The organism is Paenibacillus sp. YAE3 (assembly GCF_057546105.1).
Window position 1 is genome coordinate 177,007 of record NZ_BAAIYF010000012.1, and the last position, 15,331, is coordinate 192,337.

The following is a 15,331-nucleotide window of genomic DNA, read 5'->3' on the forward strand; positions in this document are numbered from 1 at the left end:
ACGCATCCGTCCGCCAAAATATTCTCCTATCATCTCATTTCTAACCCTTTAGTTCAAATCCGATTCATGACCGGCGCCTTTTTAGTCCAGACTAGAAGGTGGATTTGAAAAAACGGACGGAACGCGTAAAAAGCAGCCGAAACGGAGGATGACACATGCGACAAAAGGCGGACAGTGCCGCGGCTTACGGGGCGAATCCCCCCTCTTCAGACAACCGATCCGAAAGCCTTCGCCGCGGAAAGCGGCGCAAAGGCCGCTGGGCCACGGCTTTGTCGGCCCTCCTCGTGCTCTGGCTCGTATGCGTGGTCATATACCAGACCCATAAACCGCTCCCTCCGGGCCTTTCCCACGAAAGCCCGCTTTATTACGTGAACAACGTCCGGTTTCTCTATGACCTGACCTACCCCGATCCGTCCGGCAGGGTGGTGAGCGAGCAGCAGATCAAGGACCGCATCCATGAAATCGTGGACGAGTCCCGGCGGTTTCTCGTGATCGACTTGTTCCTGTTCAACAACTACACCCATAAGGGCCAAAACTTTCCGAAGGTCAGCGAAGATTTGACCGATCACCTCATACGCCACAAAAAGGCGTTCCCCGCCATGGACATCGTCATGATTACCGATCCGGTCAACACGGAATACGGCTCCGCTCCCAACCCGCTGCTGGAACGGCTGAAGGCAGCCGGGATCCGGGTCGTGGTGACGGAACTGAATCCGCTGCGCGACCCGAATCCGATCTATTCGGCGGTATGGCGCACGTTTATGCAATGGTTCGGCGAATCCGGCCAAGGATGGGTGCCGAATTTGATGGCGAACAAAGCTCCGAAAATGACGGTCCGCTCCTACTTGAAGCTGTTAAACGTGAAGGCAAACCACCGAAAAGTCGTCGTCAGCGAAAAAAACGCCCTCGTCCTTTCGGGCAACGTCCACGACGCCAGCGCCTATCATTCCAATGTGGCCCTGGAAGTGCAGGGTCCGGTGATTCAGGATATTCTCGCGTCGGAACAGGGCGCGGTCGACTTATCGAAGGGAGGCCAGCTTCCGCGGTACATTCCGGATGAACACGCCGGAAAAAACCGGGGGCCGATCGGCGTCCGGTATGTAACGGAAGGCAAAACGTACAAATACGTGCTGCAGGAGATCGAGAAGGTAAAGCCGGGCGATACGCTTTGGATGGGCATGTTTTACATCGAGGACAAAAAGGTGGTGAACGCCCTGCTGTCCGCGGCGGCGCGCGGCGTGGACGTCCGCCTGGTGCTTGATCCGAACAATAACGCCTTCGGACAGAAAAAAATCGGGATTCCGAACCGGCAGATCGCTCCCATGCTGGCCAAACGTTCAAAAGGGAGCATCTCCATCCGCTGGTACCATACGACGCAGGAGCAGTTCCATACGAAAATGATGTACATCCAAAAGCCGACCGGATATTCCGTCATCATCGGCGGCGCCGCAAACATGACCCCTCGCAACCTGGACGATTACAACCTGGAAAACGACCTGTGGGTTTCCATGCCGGCGGGCTCGCCGCTGGATTTGCAGTTGCAGCATTATTTCGACCGCTTATGGAACAACCGGGACGGCTCCTTCAGCCTCGATCTCGGCGCTTACCGCTCCACCTGGTACGAAAATCTCATTTACCGCGTCCAGAAGGCGGTCCGTTACACCACCTATTGACAGTGGTATTACGGTACCCCCGGTATTCCCCCGCCGACATGGAAGCATGCAAAAAAGGCGTTCCGCCGGGCGGGACACCTTTTTTTATGGCGTTTTATGGTTGCTCGCAAACGGACTTAAACTGGCAGCGGTCGCCGCACAGGCGGCCTTTGCCGTGCGGTACGCACATCGGCGTGCCGAAAATCGGGTCTTCCGCGATCATGCAGTCCATGTAAAACACTTCCTTGACCATCTGAGGCGTCAGCACGTCTTCGGGTGCCCCGGCGCAAAATACGCCCTGGTTTTTGACCGCGATCATGTGGTCGGCATAACGGCAGGCCAGATTCAAATCGTGGAGCACCATGACGATAGTGCGGCCCTGTTCGCGATTGAGCTCGTACAGAAGATCGAGCACTTCGATCTGATGGTTCAGGTCCAAATATGTGGTCGGCTCGTCGAGCAAAATAAGATCGGTATTTTGCGCCAGCGTCATGGCGATCCACGCCCGCTGTCTTTGGCCGCCGGATAGCGAATCCACCGTGCGTTCAGCGATGTCGGTAAGCCCGGTCATCTCCAGCGCTTCCCGCACAAGCCGTTCGTCCTCCTCGCTCCACTGCTTCAGCCAGGACTGGTGCGGATATCGGCCTTGTTTGACCAGCTGCAGCACCGTGAGTCCTTCGGGAGCCGTCGGCCCCTGCGGCAAAATCGCCATGTTTCTTGCTACCTCTTTGGTTGATGTGCGGTGGATTTCCTTGCCGTCCAGAAGCACAGATCCGCTTTTCGGTCTGAGCAGGCGGGCCAGCGAGCGCAGCAGCGTCGATTTGCCGCATCCGTTGCTGCCGATCAGCACGGTCACCTTTCCTTCAGGAATCTGAAGGCTGAGGTCCTTAATAATCTCCGTATCTCCGTAACTGAGTGTCAGCGCCTCGGTTTGCAAAAGGGTCATCGCCGGTTACCTCCCCATTCTCTGTTCTTTTGATCGCCATCCAAGCCAAAGTTCCGCCAGGCAGCAAATGATAATCATTATCACAAATATAAAATGTCCCGGAACCAATGTCAATACGGCGGGCTTGCCCGCCCCGCTATAAAAGCGGGGACATCAGGCGGGCGAGCGACTCCAGAATCCGTTCGGGAATTTTCTTTTTCATGAACTTGTCCATGACGATTTGCTTCGTCGATTTGAGATCCCGCTCAAAATCCGATACGATCCGCTTCACGCTTTCCGTCTGCACGAGCAGCGCGTTCACCTCGAAATTCAAATGAAAGCTCCGCATATCCATGTTCGCCGTGCCGATCGTGGCCACTTCGCCGTCGATGATGAGCAGTTTGGAATGCAGGAACCCTTTTTCGTATTCGTAAATTTGCACGCCGACGTCCAGCAGTGCCGGGAAATAGGAATGGGATGCCAGAAACGGCAGCCATTTATCCGGTTTTGCCGGGAACAGGATGCGAACGTCCAGGCCCGACATGGCCGCCACCCGCAGGGAGGTGAGGATGTCCTCATCCGGTATGAAATACGGCGTCGCCAGCCACACGGATTTTTGCGCGGAAGTGATCATGGAGAAAAAAATATTTTTGAGCGCGCGGCGGTCGTTGTCCGGCCCGCTCGGAATGATCTGGACGGCCCCGCTGTTCCGTTCCGCCAGAAGCGGCGATAGGTATTCCGCCTCCAGCACCTGTTCCCCCGTCATGTAATTCCAGTCCTGGAGAAAAATGATCTGCAGCGTCCGGACGGCTTCGCCTTTCACGGACATGTGCGTATCCCGCCAAAAGCCGTAGGTGGCATTGCGGCTCAAATATTCGTCCCCGACGTTCAGACCGCCGATGAACCCCACGTTCCCGTCGATGACGACGATTTTACGATGATTGCGAAAGTTGACCCTCGACAGGAAAAACGCTTTGGAGCTTCCGTATGCCGCAACCTTGACCCCGGCGTTGGCCATCTCCCTCAGGAACGACTTCGGCAGCTGCATGCTGCCCCAGGCATCGTACATAAACCGCACGTGGACGCCGGCTTTGGCTTTTTCGATCAAAATCCGCTGAATCCGGGTCCCGATATCGTCCGCCCGGTAAATGTAATACTCCATATGAATATGATGTTTGGCCTTTTCCAGCTCCTGCAGCAGCGTGGAGAAGGTTTCTTTGCCATTGGTCAAAATGCGGGTTTCGCTCGAAAACGAAATCGGCGTCCTCGCCAATCTCTGGGACAGCTTCAGCAGCTGCTGCTGCATCGGATTCAAATCCGACAGGTCCTGCTGAATGCGGACGCTTCCTTCCTCGAGCATCTCGTAGATTTTCGAATCCTGCTCGGCCTTTTTGTCGAATTTGCGGCGTTTGAAGTAGTTTTGCCCGAACAGCAGGTAAAAAAACAGCCCCACGACCGGCACCAGCGCCAACAGCAAAATCCACGCCATCGTCGATGAAGGGTTTCTGTTCTCCATAAATATCATGAATCCGAGCGATACGACGGTCAGGGTCGAAAATATGCTGACGATCGTGCCTGCCGTTTTGCCGAAAAACCCGAATCCGACGTAATAAAAGACAAATAATAAAGCCGCAATAAGTACAGCCTGTATAGCCCTTCTCATCTCTTCCCCCGATTCGTCCGCTTTTCCAAAAGCGCGGCCTGTTCCGGAATTTGGCGAAAATCCAGATACAGCCAGCAAATTCTATTCTACATGAAGTGACGCCATCTTCCTATAGATCCCGCGATAAAAAACAGTTTAAAAAACGGGATTTGAAAGGGGGCCATCCCTTTTCTTAAACAGAAAAAATTGACGCAGATAAGGACGCCTCTTCAAGGCAATGATCAAAAAGAGGCATCGGCGGTCTTGACAACCGGCTGCATTCGTGAAATGATGTACCTAACGACCGTTAGGTAGTTTTGATGGAGGCGATGTTTATGAATGCAAAAAGAATGCTTTTGGAAACCGCGCTGGCGCATTTTGCGGAGGATGGTTACGAAGGGGCCTCGCTGCAGAAAATAGCCGAAGAAGTCGGGATCAAAAAGCCTTCCATATACGCCCATTTTAAGGGAAAGGACGACCTGTTCCTCTGTTCGCTCAAAAACGCGCTGAAAGAAGAAAAGCGGCGAATTACCCGCTTTTTCATCAGCCGGAAGGACCAGCCGCTGGATCGGCGTTTATCTGGGCTGCTGGCCTTTCTTCAAGAGGAATACAACCGCAGCAGCGAGAGCAAATTCGTGCTTCGAATGTCCTTTTTTCCGCCTTCTTCCTTGTACGACGAAGTCATGAAACTGATTTATCCCTTTTTGGATTCCATGGAAAGGCGCGTTTTGCGGCTGATGGAGCAAGGGAAGGCGGACGGGACCGCACCCATCGCCAATCCCGAGGATGCCTCGGTGGCCTATATGACCTTGGTGGACGGCATTATGATCGAGATGGTGTACAGCGGGATGGCCAGCGCCAAGCGGAGACTGAAAGCATCCTGGCCTATTTTCTGGGCAGGCATTCAAGCTTCGCAAGCCTAGAAGGAATGATTAGAGGAGGGGATCAACATGAACCGGAATTGGTTGTACGTTATTTTGGGCGGCGTCGTCGAGGTGCTGTGGGTTTCGGGCTTGAAACATTCCACTAACCTGTTGGAATGGATTCTGACGATTGCCGCGATCGCGGTCAGCTTTTATCTCATTATCGAAGCATCGAATCATCTTCCCGTGGGGACGGTATATGCCGTCTTTACCGGTCTTGGAACGGCCGGCACGGTCGTTACGGAAATGCTCGTCTTCGGGGAGCCGTTCAGTTGGCCGAAAACGCTGCTGATTCTCGTGCTGCTGGCAGGCGTCATCGGATTGAAGTTGATTACGGCGGATGAAGGCGCCAAGAAAGGAGCGGATGCGTAATGGCTTGGGCAGCGATCGTGCTTGCCGGGATCAGCGAGATTTTCGGCGTCATCGGCATCAAGGGCGTAACGCAGAAAAAAGGCTGGACTGCCTACTTGCTGCTGTTCGCCGCTTTCGCCGCAAGTTTTTCCCTGTTGTCTTTCGCGATGAATACCCTGCCGATGGGGACGGCGTACGCGGTATGGACCGGAATCGGGACCGTGGGCAGCACGCTTGTGGGCATGTTTGTGTTCGGGGAGCCGAAGGAATGGCGCCGCATGCTTTTTATCGCGATGATTCTCGGTTCGGCGGTAGGTTTGAAATTAATTTCGTAATGGATGTCACAAAATGAAGGTCCTCTTTGTCTTCCTATATGGAACGACAAGACGAGGAGGGAAACGGAAATGAACATGCGATTAAATTACCGGACCGTAAATCCGCATGTATTCCAAGCGTTGGGAAATCTGCAAAAGGCCAGTTCGGCCACTTCGATCGATATCGTCCTGCAGGAGCTGATCAAAATCCGCGTCTCGCAAATCAACGGCTGCGCGTTTTGCCTGGATATGCACGCCAAGGATTTAATGAAACACGGGGACTATTCGAATCATATCGTACTCCTTAGCGCATGGCGCGAGGCGCCGATTTTTACGGAGCGGCAGCGGGCGGCGCTTGCCCTGGCCGAAGCGGTGACGAAGATCTCCGAGCAGGGCGTGCCGGACGACGTCTATGCGGAAACCCGGAAGTATTTTGACGAAAAAGAGTTCATGGAGCTGATTCTGACGATCAACACGATCAACGGCTGGAACCGGGTGGCGATTTCGACGGGCTTGTTCCCCGGATGCTTCTCGCAGTCTGAGAACGCTAAAGCTTAATCGGTTCGCGGAATCGAAAACCCTGCCCTTTTAGCGAAGGTGCAGGGTTTCTTTTCATTGCACGGAAGGTTGATCCCTCTTGGGCGCAGAAATGTATCATACCCGTACAATAACGAAAAGAGGGAGGCTGGAGATGACGAATACGGCGGCATTCGAAACGCTTTACCGAACCTACCGGGCCTATGGTTTGTCCATCGCCTACCGTATGCTGGGCACGTACGCCGATGCCGAGGATATCGTCCAGGACGTATTCGCCGAGCTTGCGGACAAGGACCCGGCGGAAATTCACCATATGAAATCCTATATCGCCAAATCGGTGACGAACCGTTGCCTGAACCTGCTGCGTTCCGCGAGGAAAACCCGCGAGGAATACATCGGCGAATGGCTGCCCGAGCCCATCGCGGCATCCACCGAGCTGCCCGAGCTTGCAGCGGAGCAAAAGGATACGCTCTCCTACGCCTATCTGCTCATGCTGGAACGGCTTAACCCGATCGAACGGGCAGTATTTCTGCTGCGGGAAGTGTTCGAATACGGGTATGGGCAAATTGCGGACATGACGGGCAAAACGGAAGCCAATTGCCGCAAAATACTCAGCCGGGCCAAACGGCAGCTTCAGGGAAACGAAAAGCCTGCATCCCCGCCGGGCACCGAGCGGCAAAGGGCAGCCGTGGAGCGGTTTGCGGACGCTTTTCTTCACTACGATTCGAAGGCGCTGCTTGAACTTCTTGCGGAAGACGCGGTGCTTATTTCCGACGGCGGAGGCGTGGCACGGACGGCCATCCGGCCGATTTTCGGCCGCGACCGCATCCTGAGATTGTTTTGCTCTCCGAAGGCTTATCGGGATATGCGGATCTGGAGCAGGCAAATCACCGAGCTGAACGGCGAAACGGCTATCGTGTTTACGGACGGCCATGGAGCGAAAGCAGCAGTTTGCTTCCGTTTTACCGAATCGGGGGATCGGCTGCGGCATGTGTATATGATCAAAAACCCGCACAAGTTAGTTCACTTGCGAACGTAATAAAAACGCCCCTTTATCAGGCGACAAAAAAGCCATGAAGAAGCTCTTCATGGCTTCTATTGTTGCTCCGCGGATGCATGAATCCTCATTCTTAGATCAGTCTGCTCCTCTAACGTTAAGGGAATCCCCGTCGGCCCAAAAACGGGCCAAAGACGCAAATTTGAATCCCCCCTTCCTTTTGTAATATAATTTTTTTGACTACACGGTCAGATTAAGAACCGAAGTGTTCAGAAAGGAGTGAATGTTCGTTTGTCTGAGAAATTGGCGGACAAAAAGAAACAGATTTTGAAGACTGCCCTGCAGCTGTTTTCCACCCAAGGGATCTCGTCCACGTCCATGCAGGAAATCGCCGAGTATTGCGGGATGTCCAAGGGAAGCCTTTATTTGCACTTCAAATCGAAGGAAGAGCTTGAACAAAGCATTTATTCGTATTGCGAAGGGATGATCCGCGACAGCGTCATGCAGGTGGAGCAGGAGCATCTTCTGACTCCGAAGGAACAGCTTCAAAAGCAGGTCGAAGTTCTGCTGAACCGTCTGGTCGAGCTTAGGGAGTTTGCGATCATGCAGCTCCATGACCAGCATATGGGCGGCAAAAAGCCGGCCCTGGAGGCATGCATCCGCGAAAAGCATGTCCACGCGCTGCAATGGTTCCACGACAAATTGGCCGTCATCTATGGGAAGGACATCCTGCCCCACGCCATGGATTTGACGCTGTTTGTGACCGGCATGCTCGGCGGATACATCCGGATGCTCATGATCCCGGGGCTGCCGCTGAACGTCCGCCGGATGGCGGAACGCCTTGTGATGCTGCTGGACGACGTGGCGGCAAGCACGCTCCGCAAGCAAATGGAGCCGATGATCGCCACCGAGACGTGGTCCCAATGGCTGGATAAGTACATGACAAGCCCGGACCGTCCGCGCCATCCGCTTATGGTGACGAAACAAATGAAGGATAGGCTCAAAGTTGCCGACATCGACGCGGCCAGAAAGGAATTTGCCCTCGATTCCATTGAAATCATGGAACAGGAACTGCTCGACATCGAGCCGCGCAAAGCCATTCTGACCGGCATGATGAGCAACCTGGAACAAATCCGGGAGCTTGGGCCGCTGAACAAGGAACTGAAGGAAATTTACGAGCTTTACATCGTTTCCCGAGCCGAGCAGCTATGAAAATACATGACGATTTTGGCTACACCCCATACTTGGAAGGTAAATAGAGAGGAGTAGAAACCTGCGAGATGAAAGGAATCATTAATTTCTCATTGAACAACAAGTTTGCGATCTGGATTCTGACCGTCATCGTCGCGGCAGCCGGATTGTACAGCGGCTTGGCGATGAAACAGGAAACCATCCCGAACATCAACATCCCGTTCCTTAGCGTGACCGCGGTTTATCCGGGCGCTGCCCCCGAAGGGGTCGTCCAGGACGTGACCGTGCCGCTGGAGCAGCGGCTGCGCAACGTCGACGGCGTCAAAACCGTCACTTCCACGTCGATGGAAAACGCGGCCAACATCGCGATGGAATTCGATTACGGCACGGACCTCGACCAAGCGACGGCGGCCGTGCGCGAAGCGCTGAACGAGGTCAAACTGCCGGACGGCGCCCAGAAGCCTACCATCTCCAAATTCAGCATGAATTCGTTCCCCGTCGTGTCCCTCAGCGCCTCCGACGATTCGGACGATCTGGAGAAGCTTACCCGCAATATCGAAAATCAGGTAGAGCCCGAACTGGAAAAAATCCCGGGCGTCGCCTCCATCTCGATTTCGGGGCAATACGTCAAGGAAGTAAAGCTGAAGTTTAACAAAGAAAAAATGGCCCAGCTCGGCCTTTCCGAAGACACCGTCAAAGGCATCGTCCAAGGATCTTCGATCCACGTTCCGCTGGGCTTGTTCACGCTGGATCAATCCTCGAAGGCCGTTGTCGTCGACGGCAACGTCATTACGCTGGACGACCTGAAAAACCTGGCCATCCCCGTCATCCCTAACGCGGGAGGCGCAGCCTCCGGAGCAGCCGGAGCACAGGAACAAGGCGCAGCGGCCGGCGCTCCAGCCCAAGGAGCAGGATCGGCAGCCGGTGCGCAGGGCAATGCCGCTCCGCCTGCCGGAGGCGCCAGTGCAGGCATGACCGGCGGCGCAGCCGGGCAAGGACTTGCGGCGGCCGGCATTCCGACGGTCAAACTGAGCGATATCGCCGACATCCAGGTCATCGGCAAGGCCGAGTCGGTATCCCGCACGAACGGCAAGGCTTCAATCGGCCTGCAGATCGTCAAGGACAACGACGCCAACACCGTCGAAGTGGTAAACGCCGTTAAGGATAAAGCGAAGGCCCTGGAAAGCGAGTTCAAGGGCATGCACCTGACGGTTCTGCTCGACCAGGGCAAGCCGATCGAGGACGCCGTGTCCACGATGATGAGCAAAGCGGTTTTCGGCGCTTTGTTCGCGGTAATCATCATCCTGATCTTCCTGAGAAACATCCGTTCGACGCTGATTTCGATCCTGTCGATCCCGCTCTCCCTGCTGATCGCGCTGTTGATCCTGTGGAGACTGGACATCACCCTGAACGTGATGACGCTCGGCGCCATGACCGTCGCAATCGGGCGCGTCGTCGACGACTCGATCGTCGTCATCGAAAATATTTACCGCCGGATGAGCAGCAGCGGCGAGAAACTTCGCGGACGCGAGTTGATTCGCGAAGCCACGCGCGAAATGTTCATCCCGATCATGTCGTCGACGATCGTGACGATCGCGGTCTTCCTGCCGCTTGCGTTCGTCAGCGGCATGGTCGGCGAGCTGTTCCTGCCGTTTGCGCTGACGATGGTATTCGCCCTGCTGGCTTCCCTGCTCGTGGCGATCACGCTCGTGCCGATGATGGCGCACTCCTTGTTCCGCAAAGGCATCAAAGCATCGAAGAAGCATGACCATGACAAGCCCGGCAAAATGGCCCGCGGCTATCAGCGCATCCTGAACTGGTCGCTTTCGCATAAGCTGCTCACCTTCGGCCTGGCCGTGATTCTGCTTGTGGCGAGCTGCTTCCTGACGCCGCTCATCGGAACAAGCTTCCTGCCGGATCAGGAGGACAAATACGTCATGGTGACGTACTCTCCGGAGCCTGGCGCTCAGCTGGAAACCGTCGAAAAACGCGCCTTGGATGCGGAAAAATACATTTTGCAACAGCCCGACGTCGACAAAATGCAGTATTCCGTCGGCGGCAGCGGCAATCCGCTTGGCGGCGGCTCCTCCAATTCGGGGCTCTTTTATATCGAATACAAAAAAGACACCAAAGATTTCGAAAACGTGAAGAAGAACCTCATCGAAGGACTGAAAAAACAAGTCGCCAAGGGCGAATGGGCCACGATGGACATGGCGGGCGGCCTGGGCGGAAGCTCGCTGAACGTCAGCGTGTTCGGCAACAGCCTGGAGGACATCAAGCCGGTGGCCGATCAAATCCTGAAGCTGGTCGAAGCGGACAAAGCCAATTTCGAAAAAGCAAAAACGAGCCTGTCCAAAGCCTATGACCAGTACACGATCATCGCCGACCAGCAGAAGCTGAGCTCCCTGGGGCTGACGGCAGGGCAAATCGCCATGAAGCTGAGTCCGGAAAGAGAGAAGCCGGTGCTGACCGAGGTTGAGGTCGAAAACAAAAAATACAAAGTGTACATCGAAACGGACGGCAAAGATTACAAGAGCATCGGCGACATCGAAAAAGAAACGATTGCGTCCCCTCTTGGCATGAACGTGCCGATTAAAGACGTCGCCAAGGTGGAAAAAGGCACGTCTCCGGATACGATTACGCGCACGGACGGCAAAATGGTCGTCAACGTCACGGCGAACATTGTATCAAGCAACGTAGGCAAGGCATCCGCCGATTTGCAGAAGGGCATTGACAAAATCAATCTTCCGGACGGCGTGGAGGTCAAATTCGGGGGCACGACCGAGCAGATCAACGATACCTTTACGCAGCTCGGCCTCGCCATGGCGGCGGCCGTCGCGATCGTGTATTTCGTGCTCGTCGTGACGTTCGGCGGCGGTCTCGCGCCGTTTGCGATCCTCTTCTCCCTGCCGTTTACGATCATCGGCGCGCTGGTCGGCCTGTGGCTCGGCGGAGAAACGCTGAACGTATCTTCGCTTATGGGTGCGCTCATGCTGATCGGCATCGTCGTCACCAACGCGATCGTCCTGATCGACCGGGTCATTCACAAGGAACGCGAAGGCTTGTCGACGCGCGAAGCGCTGCTGGAAGCAGGCGCAACCCGTCTTCGTCCGATTCTGATGACCGCGCTCGCCACCATCGGCGCCCTGCTCCCGCTCGTCACCGGGCTGGAAAGCAGCGCGGGCATCATTTCGAGGGGCCTCGGCATTACCGTGATCGGCGGCCTGATCAGCTCCACCCTGCTGACGCTGGTCATCGTGCCGGTCGTATACGAATTCCTGATGAAGTTCCGCAGACCCAAGATAGAGGATTAATTTCAAAAAACGCAGCATAACCAATAAGGACGCGTTCTTCCCCGAGCGGGAGGGGCGCGTCCTTTTATCGTAACTCCGCCAGGGCCATTCCCCCGGCCCATCAAGTTTGTATCGGCCTGCAGCTTGCAGTAAAATGAAAAAAATCCGCAGCACAAGGAGGCGGCCATAATGAACGAAGAATGGAAACAGGCGGAACCGGCATTATCCCGCATGGAAGTGCTAAAGCAGGGAGATAACGATCCCGTATCCATCGTCGGCGAATCGGACGACTTGTACTGCATCGGCGTCGGAACCGACGCCGCGGTGTTTGTATACGAGCCCCTTCCCGCTTATGCCTACAAACTTTATACCGAACCCGCGCTGCCGAAAAAACAGGCGGAAACCGAGGTATACCATAAGCTTGAGGGCATTCCGTATTTCCCCGTCTATTACGGCGCCGGCGACCGTTACGTCGTCATCAGCCGCGAGGAAGGAACGACCTTGTACGACTGCCTGCTCTACGGCATCCCGGTCCCAAGGCAGGTGATCGACGACGTGGAGGCGGCACGCGATCTGGTTCGGAGGAACGGACTGAACCCGAGGGACATTCACCTCAAAAACGTGCTTATGCAGAATGGCCGGGGGAAAGTGCTCGATGTGTCCGAATATATCCAAAGCGGGAACGACAAACGCTGGGAGCATCTGCTGTGGGCTTACGACAACGTGTATCCGCTTTTGGAGGGCAGAAAGCTCCCGCTATGGCTGCTTGAGGCGGTCAAAGCCGCATACAACCGCCTGGACCCGCTCAACATCAACCTGCAGGAGTTTGCGGAACGGATTCGAAAGCTGTTTTACAAAAAATAAGGCGACAGATTCGACAGATTCCTCTTGACCCTCACATTAATGTCAGGCTTTACAATAAACATACCCCGGGCAGGAAGGAGGAGTTCACGGTGAATATCGGAGAGTTGTCGTCGTTGACCGGAGCAAGCATCCGCTCCCTTCGTTACTACGAGCAAAAAGGCCTGCTGTCGCCGTTCCGGAAAGATAACGGATACCGGGAGTACGCCCCGTTTGCCGTAGAGCAGGTGCGCTCGATTCAGCTGTATTTGAATCTGGGGCTGTCAACCGATGAGATTGCCGGCATCCTGCAGTGCGTGCTGAAAAACAAGGAAGCCTTCTGCGAGGAGGTGCTGCCGATCTACCGGCAGAAGCTCCAGGACATCGACGAACAAATCGAGCTGCTGACGAACATCCGGCAGAACTTGACCGACCGGATCGATGCCATCCTGCTCGAGCGGTCCATATCTGGTCGGGAGGAATAACGATGAGCATCGAAACCGTCAACGATGAGATGTTTGCGGCACGCATCCAACCGGAAGGAACCACGCTTGTGGAATTCGGAGCGGAATGGTGTCCTCCGTGCAAAACGCTGCTGCCCATGCTGGGCGAGCTGTCGAACGAACAAGGAAGTCAGGTCCGCTTTCTGCAAGTAGATTGCGACGAATCCCCGGAGACGGCAAGCAGGTACCGGGTGATGTCCGTGCCGACGGTGATCGTGTTCCGGGACGGAGAGCCCGTAGAGAAGCTGGTCGGCTTGCGGCCGAAAAGCGTGTATGAGCAAGTTCTCTCCAAACACGGCTGAAAGCGGCCGGCCAACAATAAAGAGCCCTTGCAGATAAATAGCGCGTGACTTTTTTAGGCGCCCTCGGCGCCGATTAAAAAGTCCGCGGCCCACGCCGCTAAACCTGCGGGGACAGCAAAAGGCGCATGCCGCACCGGCACGCGCCTTTCTTTATTTCGTCAGCTCTATTCGCAGCAACCTCAGCATCGATAGATCATAGGGAATAAACTCGCCCAAAATGCCGCCGATTTCCCGGTAAAGCGGAGTACGCGCGCTGGCGGCCAGTTCCTTCGCAAACTGCGGCGTCCACTGCAGCAAATGCCGCTCCAAAAAATCGACCTGCGTATCCAGCCACGTCAGCCTGCATTCCGGCAGCCCTGCCGTCAAGGCCATATGTTCCCCGGCCACGGCCATAAACTCAAGCTCGATCGTCAGATGATCGTCCGTTTCGCTTTGCAGCTTGTTAAAGACGATGCCGCAGTCCTCGTAAGCCTGCCGGATTTGCCGCAGGCAGCGCCGGGCGCCGCGCGCGTCTTGCGTCCGATAGGCGCTTTCGCGAAGGCAAGGGAAGACCGCATTCCGGCCGACGAACAGCCGCCCGTACTCTTCCGTCTCCGTCCGGCAAGCCGCCAGCAGCCGATCCGGCGTTATGCTTGCCATATAATCCTGCAGCCGGCGCCCTCCTGCCGTAAGCGCCAGCTCCTCCCGCAGCCCGGCTTGGCGCTGCCACGGCGCGATCTGCGCCAGTCCCGGCGGACTCTCCAAAAAATCGATCAGCAGCTGGTACGCCCAGCCCCTGCCCTGCAGCCATCGGGCTCCTTCCACCGTATCCAGCAGCGGTTCCAGCGTTGTCGTCATTGCCGCCCCTCCTTGATCCAGGTCCGGATATTGTTCAGGATGATGTATCTTCCTATCTTCACCTTACCTGAAACCCAGCCGCAGTTATGTGACTTAATTCACATCTCACGATTCAAATCCGCCCATTTTAAAGAAGAGTGGCTTAAAAACGCTCGAAGCCCCCTGATCCCTGATGCCGCTCAGCCTAAACATCGCTGCACGGCCATAAAAGGCGGAGCGCCTTAACGCCCCGCCTCTTCTTCGCGCCGCTTCGCGAGTGCAGCCCGGTAATCCTCCGGACGGTTCATATTAAAAAACACATGGCCGGCTTCCAGCCCCGTCTCCTTGGCCAAAACGTCTTCGGGGATATACCGGACCCGAAGACGCTCCAGCCACTCGGTCATCCGCAGCCGGCCGGTTGCGAGCGAATCCTCCAGCGCGGGCAGCGCGCTGGCGTGATAAGCCGCCAGCAGCGGCTGCACCCGGCCTCCCTCCATCGGGATGACCGCTTGGAATCCGCCCGCAGCCGGACCGGTTTCCGCGTCCTCTGCGATCTTTTTCAGAAAACGGAACAGCCCCGGAGTGACGAAAGGCATGTCGCAGGCTGCGACGACGATCCACGGCGTCCTGGCCGCATGCAGCGCCGCATGGATGCCGGACAAAGGCCCCTGCCCCGGATATCGGTCGCAGACGATCTCCCTGCCCAGCATTCGGTAGGCGCTTGCGGTTTGCCCGTTTGCGGCGACGATCACATCGAGGCCGGCCTCCGACATGGCTCCGATAATGGCCTCGATCGCCTTTTCCCCGCCGACGGCCAGCAGCGCTTTATTTTGCCCCATTCGCCTCGATTCGCCGCCTGCCAACACCACGCCGGTCAGCTTCGTATCCGTCATTGAATCACCTCCTGAAAATTCGGTCCGTCCCCCCCTCTGATTACGCCCGTTCATCGTTTAAAAACCGCGCGGGGTGGACACTTTAACAATTATTGGTTTGTATCCCTTTTCAACAAATGATAAAGTGAGGGTGGCGGCTTCTATACCTAGCC

The 15,331-nt window shown here is 55.8% G+C and carries 15 protein-coding genes; 11 read left to right on the top strand and 4 right to left on the bottom strand.

Going from position 1 to position 15,331, the window contains the following annotated elements; all coding sequences use genetic code 11:
- The first annotated feature begins 155 nt into the window (after positions 1–155).
- A complete protein-coding gene (locus tag AC27KL_RS22010; protein ID WP_487171053.1) occupies positions 156–1,673 on the top strand; it encodes a phospholipase D family protein in 1,518 nt (505 codons plus the stop codon).
- 94 nt (positions 1,674–1,767) lie between these two features.
- On the opposite strand, the gene AC27KL_RS22015 is transcribed toward AC27KL_RS22010, so the two are convergent.
- Complete coding sequence (locus AC27KL_RS22015; protein ID WP_212949778.1) at positions 1,768–2,598, bottom strand: ABC transporter ATP-binding protein; 831 nt, start codon at positions 2,596–2,598, stop codon at positions 1,768–1,770.
- A 136-nt stretch (positions 2,599–2,734) separates the two neighbouring features.
- A complete protein-coding gene (gene cls / locus AC27KL_RS22020) occupies positions 2,735–4,240 on the bottom strand; it encodes a cardiolipin synthase (RefSeq protein WP_339322583.1) in 1,506 nt (501 codons plus the stop codon).
- 314 nt (positions 4,241–4,554) lie between these two features.
- Between cls and AC27KL_RS22025 the strand changes: the two genes are divergently transcribed.
- The 10 genes from AC27KL_RS22025 (at position 4,555) to AC27KL_RS22070 (ending at position 13,470) form a co-directional block, all read left to right on the top strand.
- Complete coding sequence (locus AC27KL_RS22025; protein ID WP_339322584.1) at positions 4,555–5,142, top strand: TetR/AcrR family transcriptional regulator; 588 nt, start codon at positions 4,555–4,557, stop codon at positions 5,140–5,142.
- Between the two features lie 27 nt (positions 5,143–5,169).
- Positions 5,170–5,514 (top strand): DMT family transporter, encoded by a 345-nt coding sequence (locus AC27KL_RS22030; RefSeq protein ID WP_339322585.1) that lies wholly within the window; start codon positions 5,170–5,172, stop codon positions 5,512–5,514.
- Positions 5,514–5,828, top strand: a complete 315-nt coding sequence (locus tag AC27KL_RS22035) for a DMT family transporter (protein WP_339322586.1) — start codon at positions 5,514–5,516, stop codon at positions 5,826–5,828. Before AC27KL_RS22030 ends, AC27KL_RS22035 begins: the two co-directional genes overlap by 1 nt.
- A 69-nt stretch (positions 5,829–5,897) precedes the next feature.
- A complete protein-coding gene (locus AC27KL_RS22040) occupies positions 5,898–6,365 on the top strand; it encodes a carboxymuconolactone decarboxylase family protein (RefSeq protein WP_487171054.1) in 468 nt (155 codons plus the stop codon).
- A gap of 133 nt (positions 6,366–6,498) precedes the next feature.
- Positions 6,499–7,383 (top strand): RNA polymerase sigma factor SigJ, encoded by an 885-nt coding sequence (gene sigJ, locus AC27KL_RS22045; RefSeq protein ID WP_487171055.1) that lies wholly within the window; start codon positions 6,499–6,501, stop codon positions 7,381–7,383.
- Positions 7,384–7,632: 249 nt separating this feature from the next.
- A complete protein-coding gene (locus AC27KL_RS22050; protein ID WP_487171056.1) occupies positions 7,633–8,553 on the top strand; it encodes a TetR/AcrR family transcriptional regulator in 921 nt (306 codons plus the stop codon).
- A gap of 68 nt (positions 8,554–8,621) precedes the next feature.
- Positions 8,622–11,846, top strand: coding sequence for an efflux RND transporter permease subunit (locus tag AC27KL_RS22055; protein ID WP_487171057.1), 3,225 nt, complete (start codon positions 8,622–8,624; stop codon positions 11,844–11,846).
- 168 nt (positions 11,847–12,014) lie between these two features.
- Positions 12,015–12,689: a serine/threonine protein kinase gene (locus tag AC27KL_RS22060; RefSeq protein WP_339322591.1), complete on the top strand. Its 675-nt coding sequence runs from the start codon at positions 12,015–12,017 to the stop codon at positions 12,687–12,689.
- An 89-nt stretch (positions 12,690–12,778) separates the two neighbouring features.
- A complete protein-coding gene (locus AC27KL_RS22065) occupies positions 12,779–13,150 on the top strand; it encodes a MerR family transcriptional regulator (protein WP_487171058.1) in 372 nt (123 codons plus the stop codon).
- Positions 13,151–13,152: 2 nt separating this feature from the next.
- A complete protein-coding gene (locus AC27KL_RS22070) occupies positions 13,153–13,470 on the top strand; it encodes a thioredoxin family protein (RefSeq protein WP_487171059.1) in 318 nt (105 codons plus the stop codon).
- Between the two features lie 150 nt (positions 13,471–13,620).
- Here AC27KL_RS22070 and AC27KL_RS22075 read toward each other — a convergent pair whose 3' ends face one another.
- Positions 13,621–14,307, bottom strand: coding sequence for a TorD/DmsD family molecular chaperone (locus tag AC27KL_RS22075; protein WP_487171060.1), 687 nt, complete (start codon positions 14,305–14,307; stop codon positions 13,621–13,623).
- Between the two features lie 221 nt (positions 14,308–14,528).
- Positions 14,529–15,179, bottom strand: coding sequence for a molybdenum cofactor guanylyltransferase (mobA, locus tag AC27KL_RS22080; protein WP_487171061.1), 651 nt, complete (start codon positions 15,177–15,179; stop codon positions 14,529–14,531).
- Between the last annotated feature and the right edge of the window lie 152 nt (positions 15,180–15,331).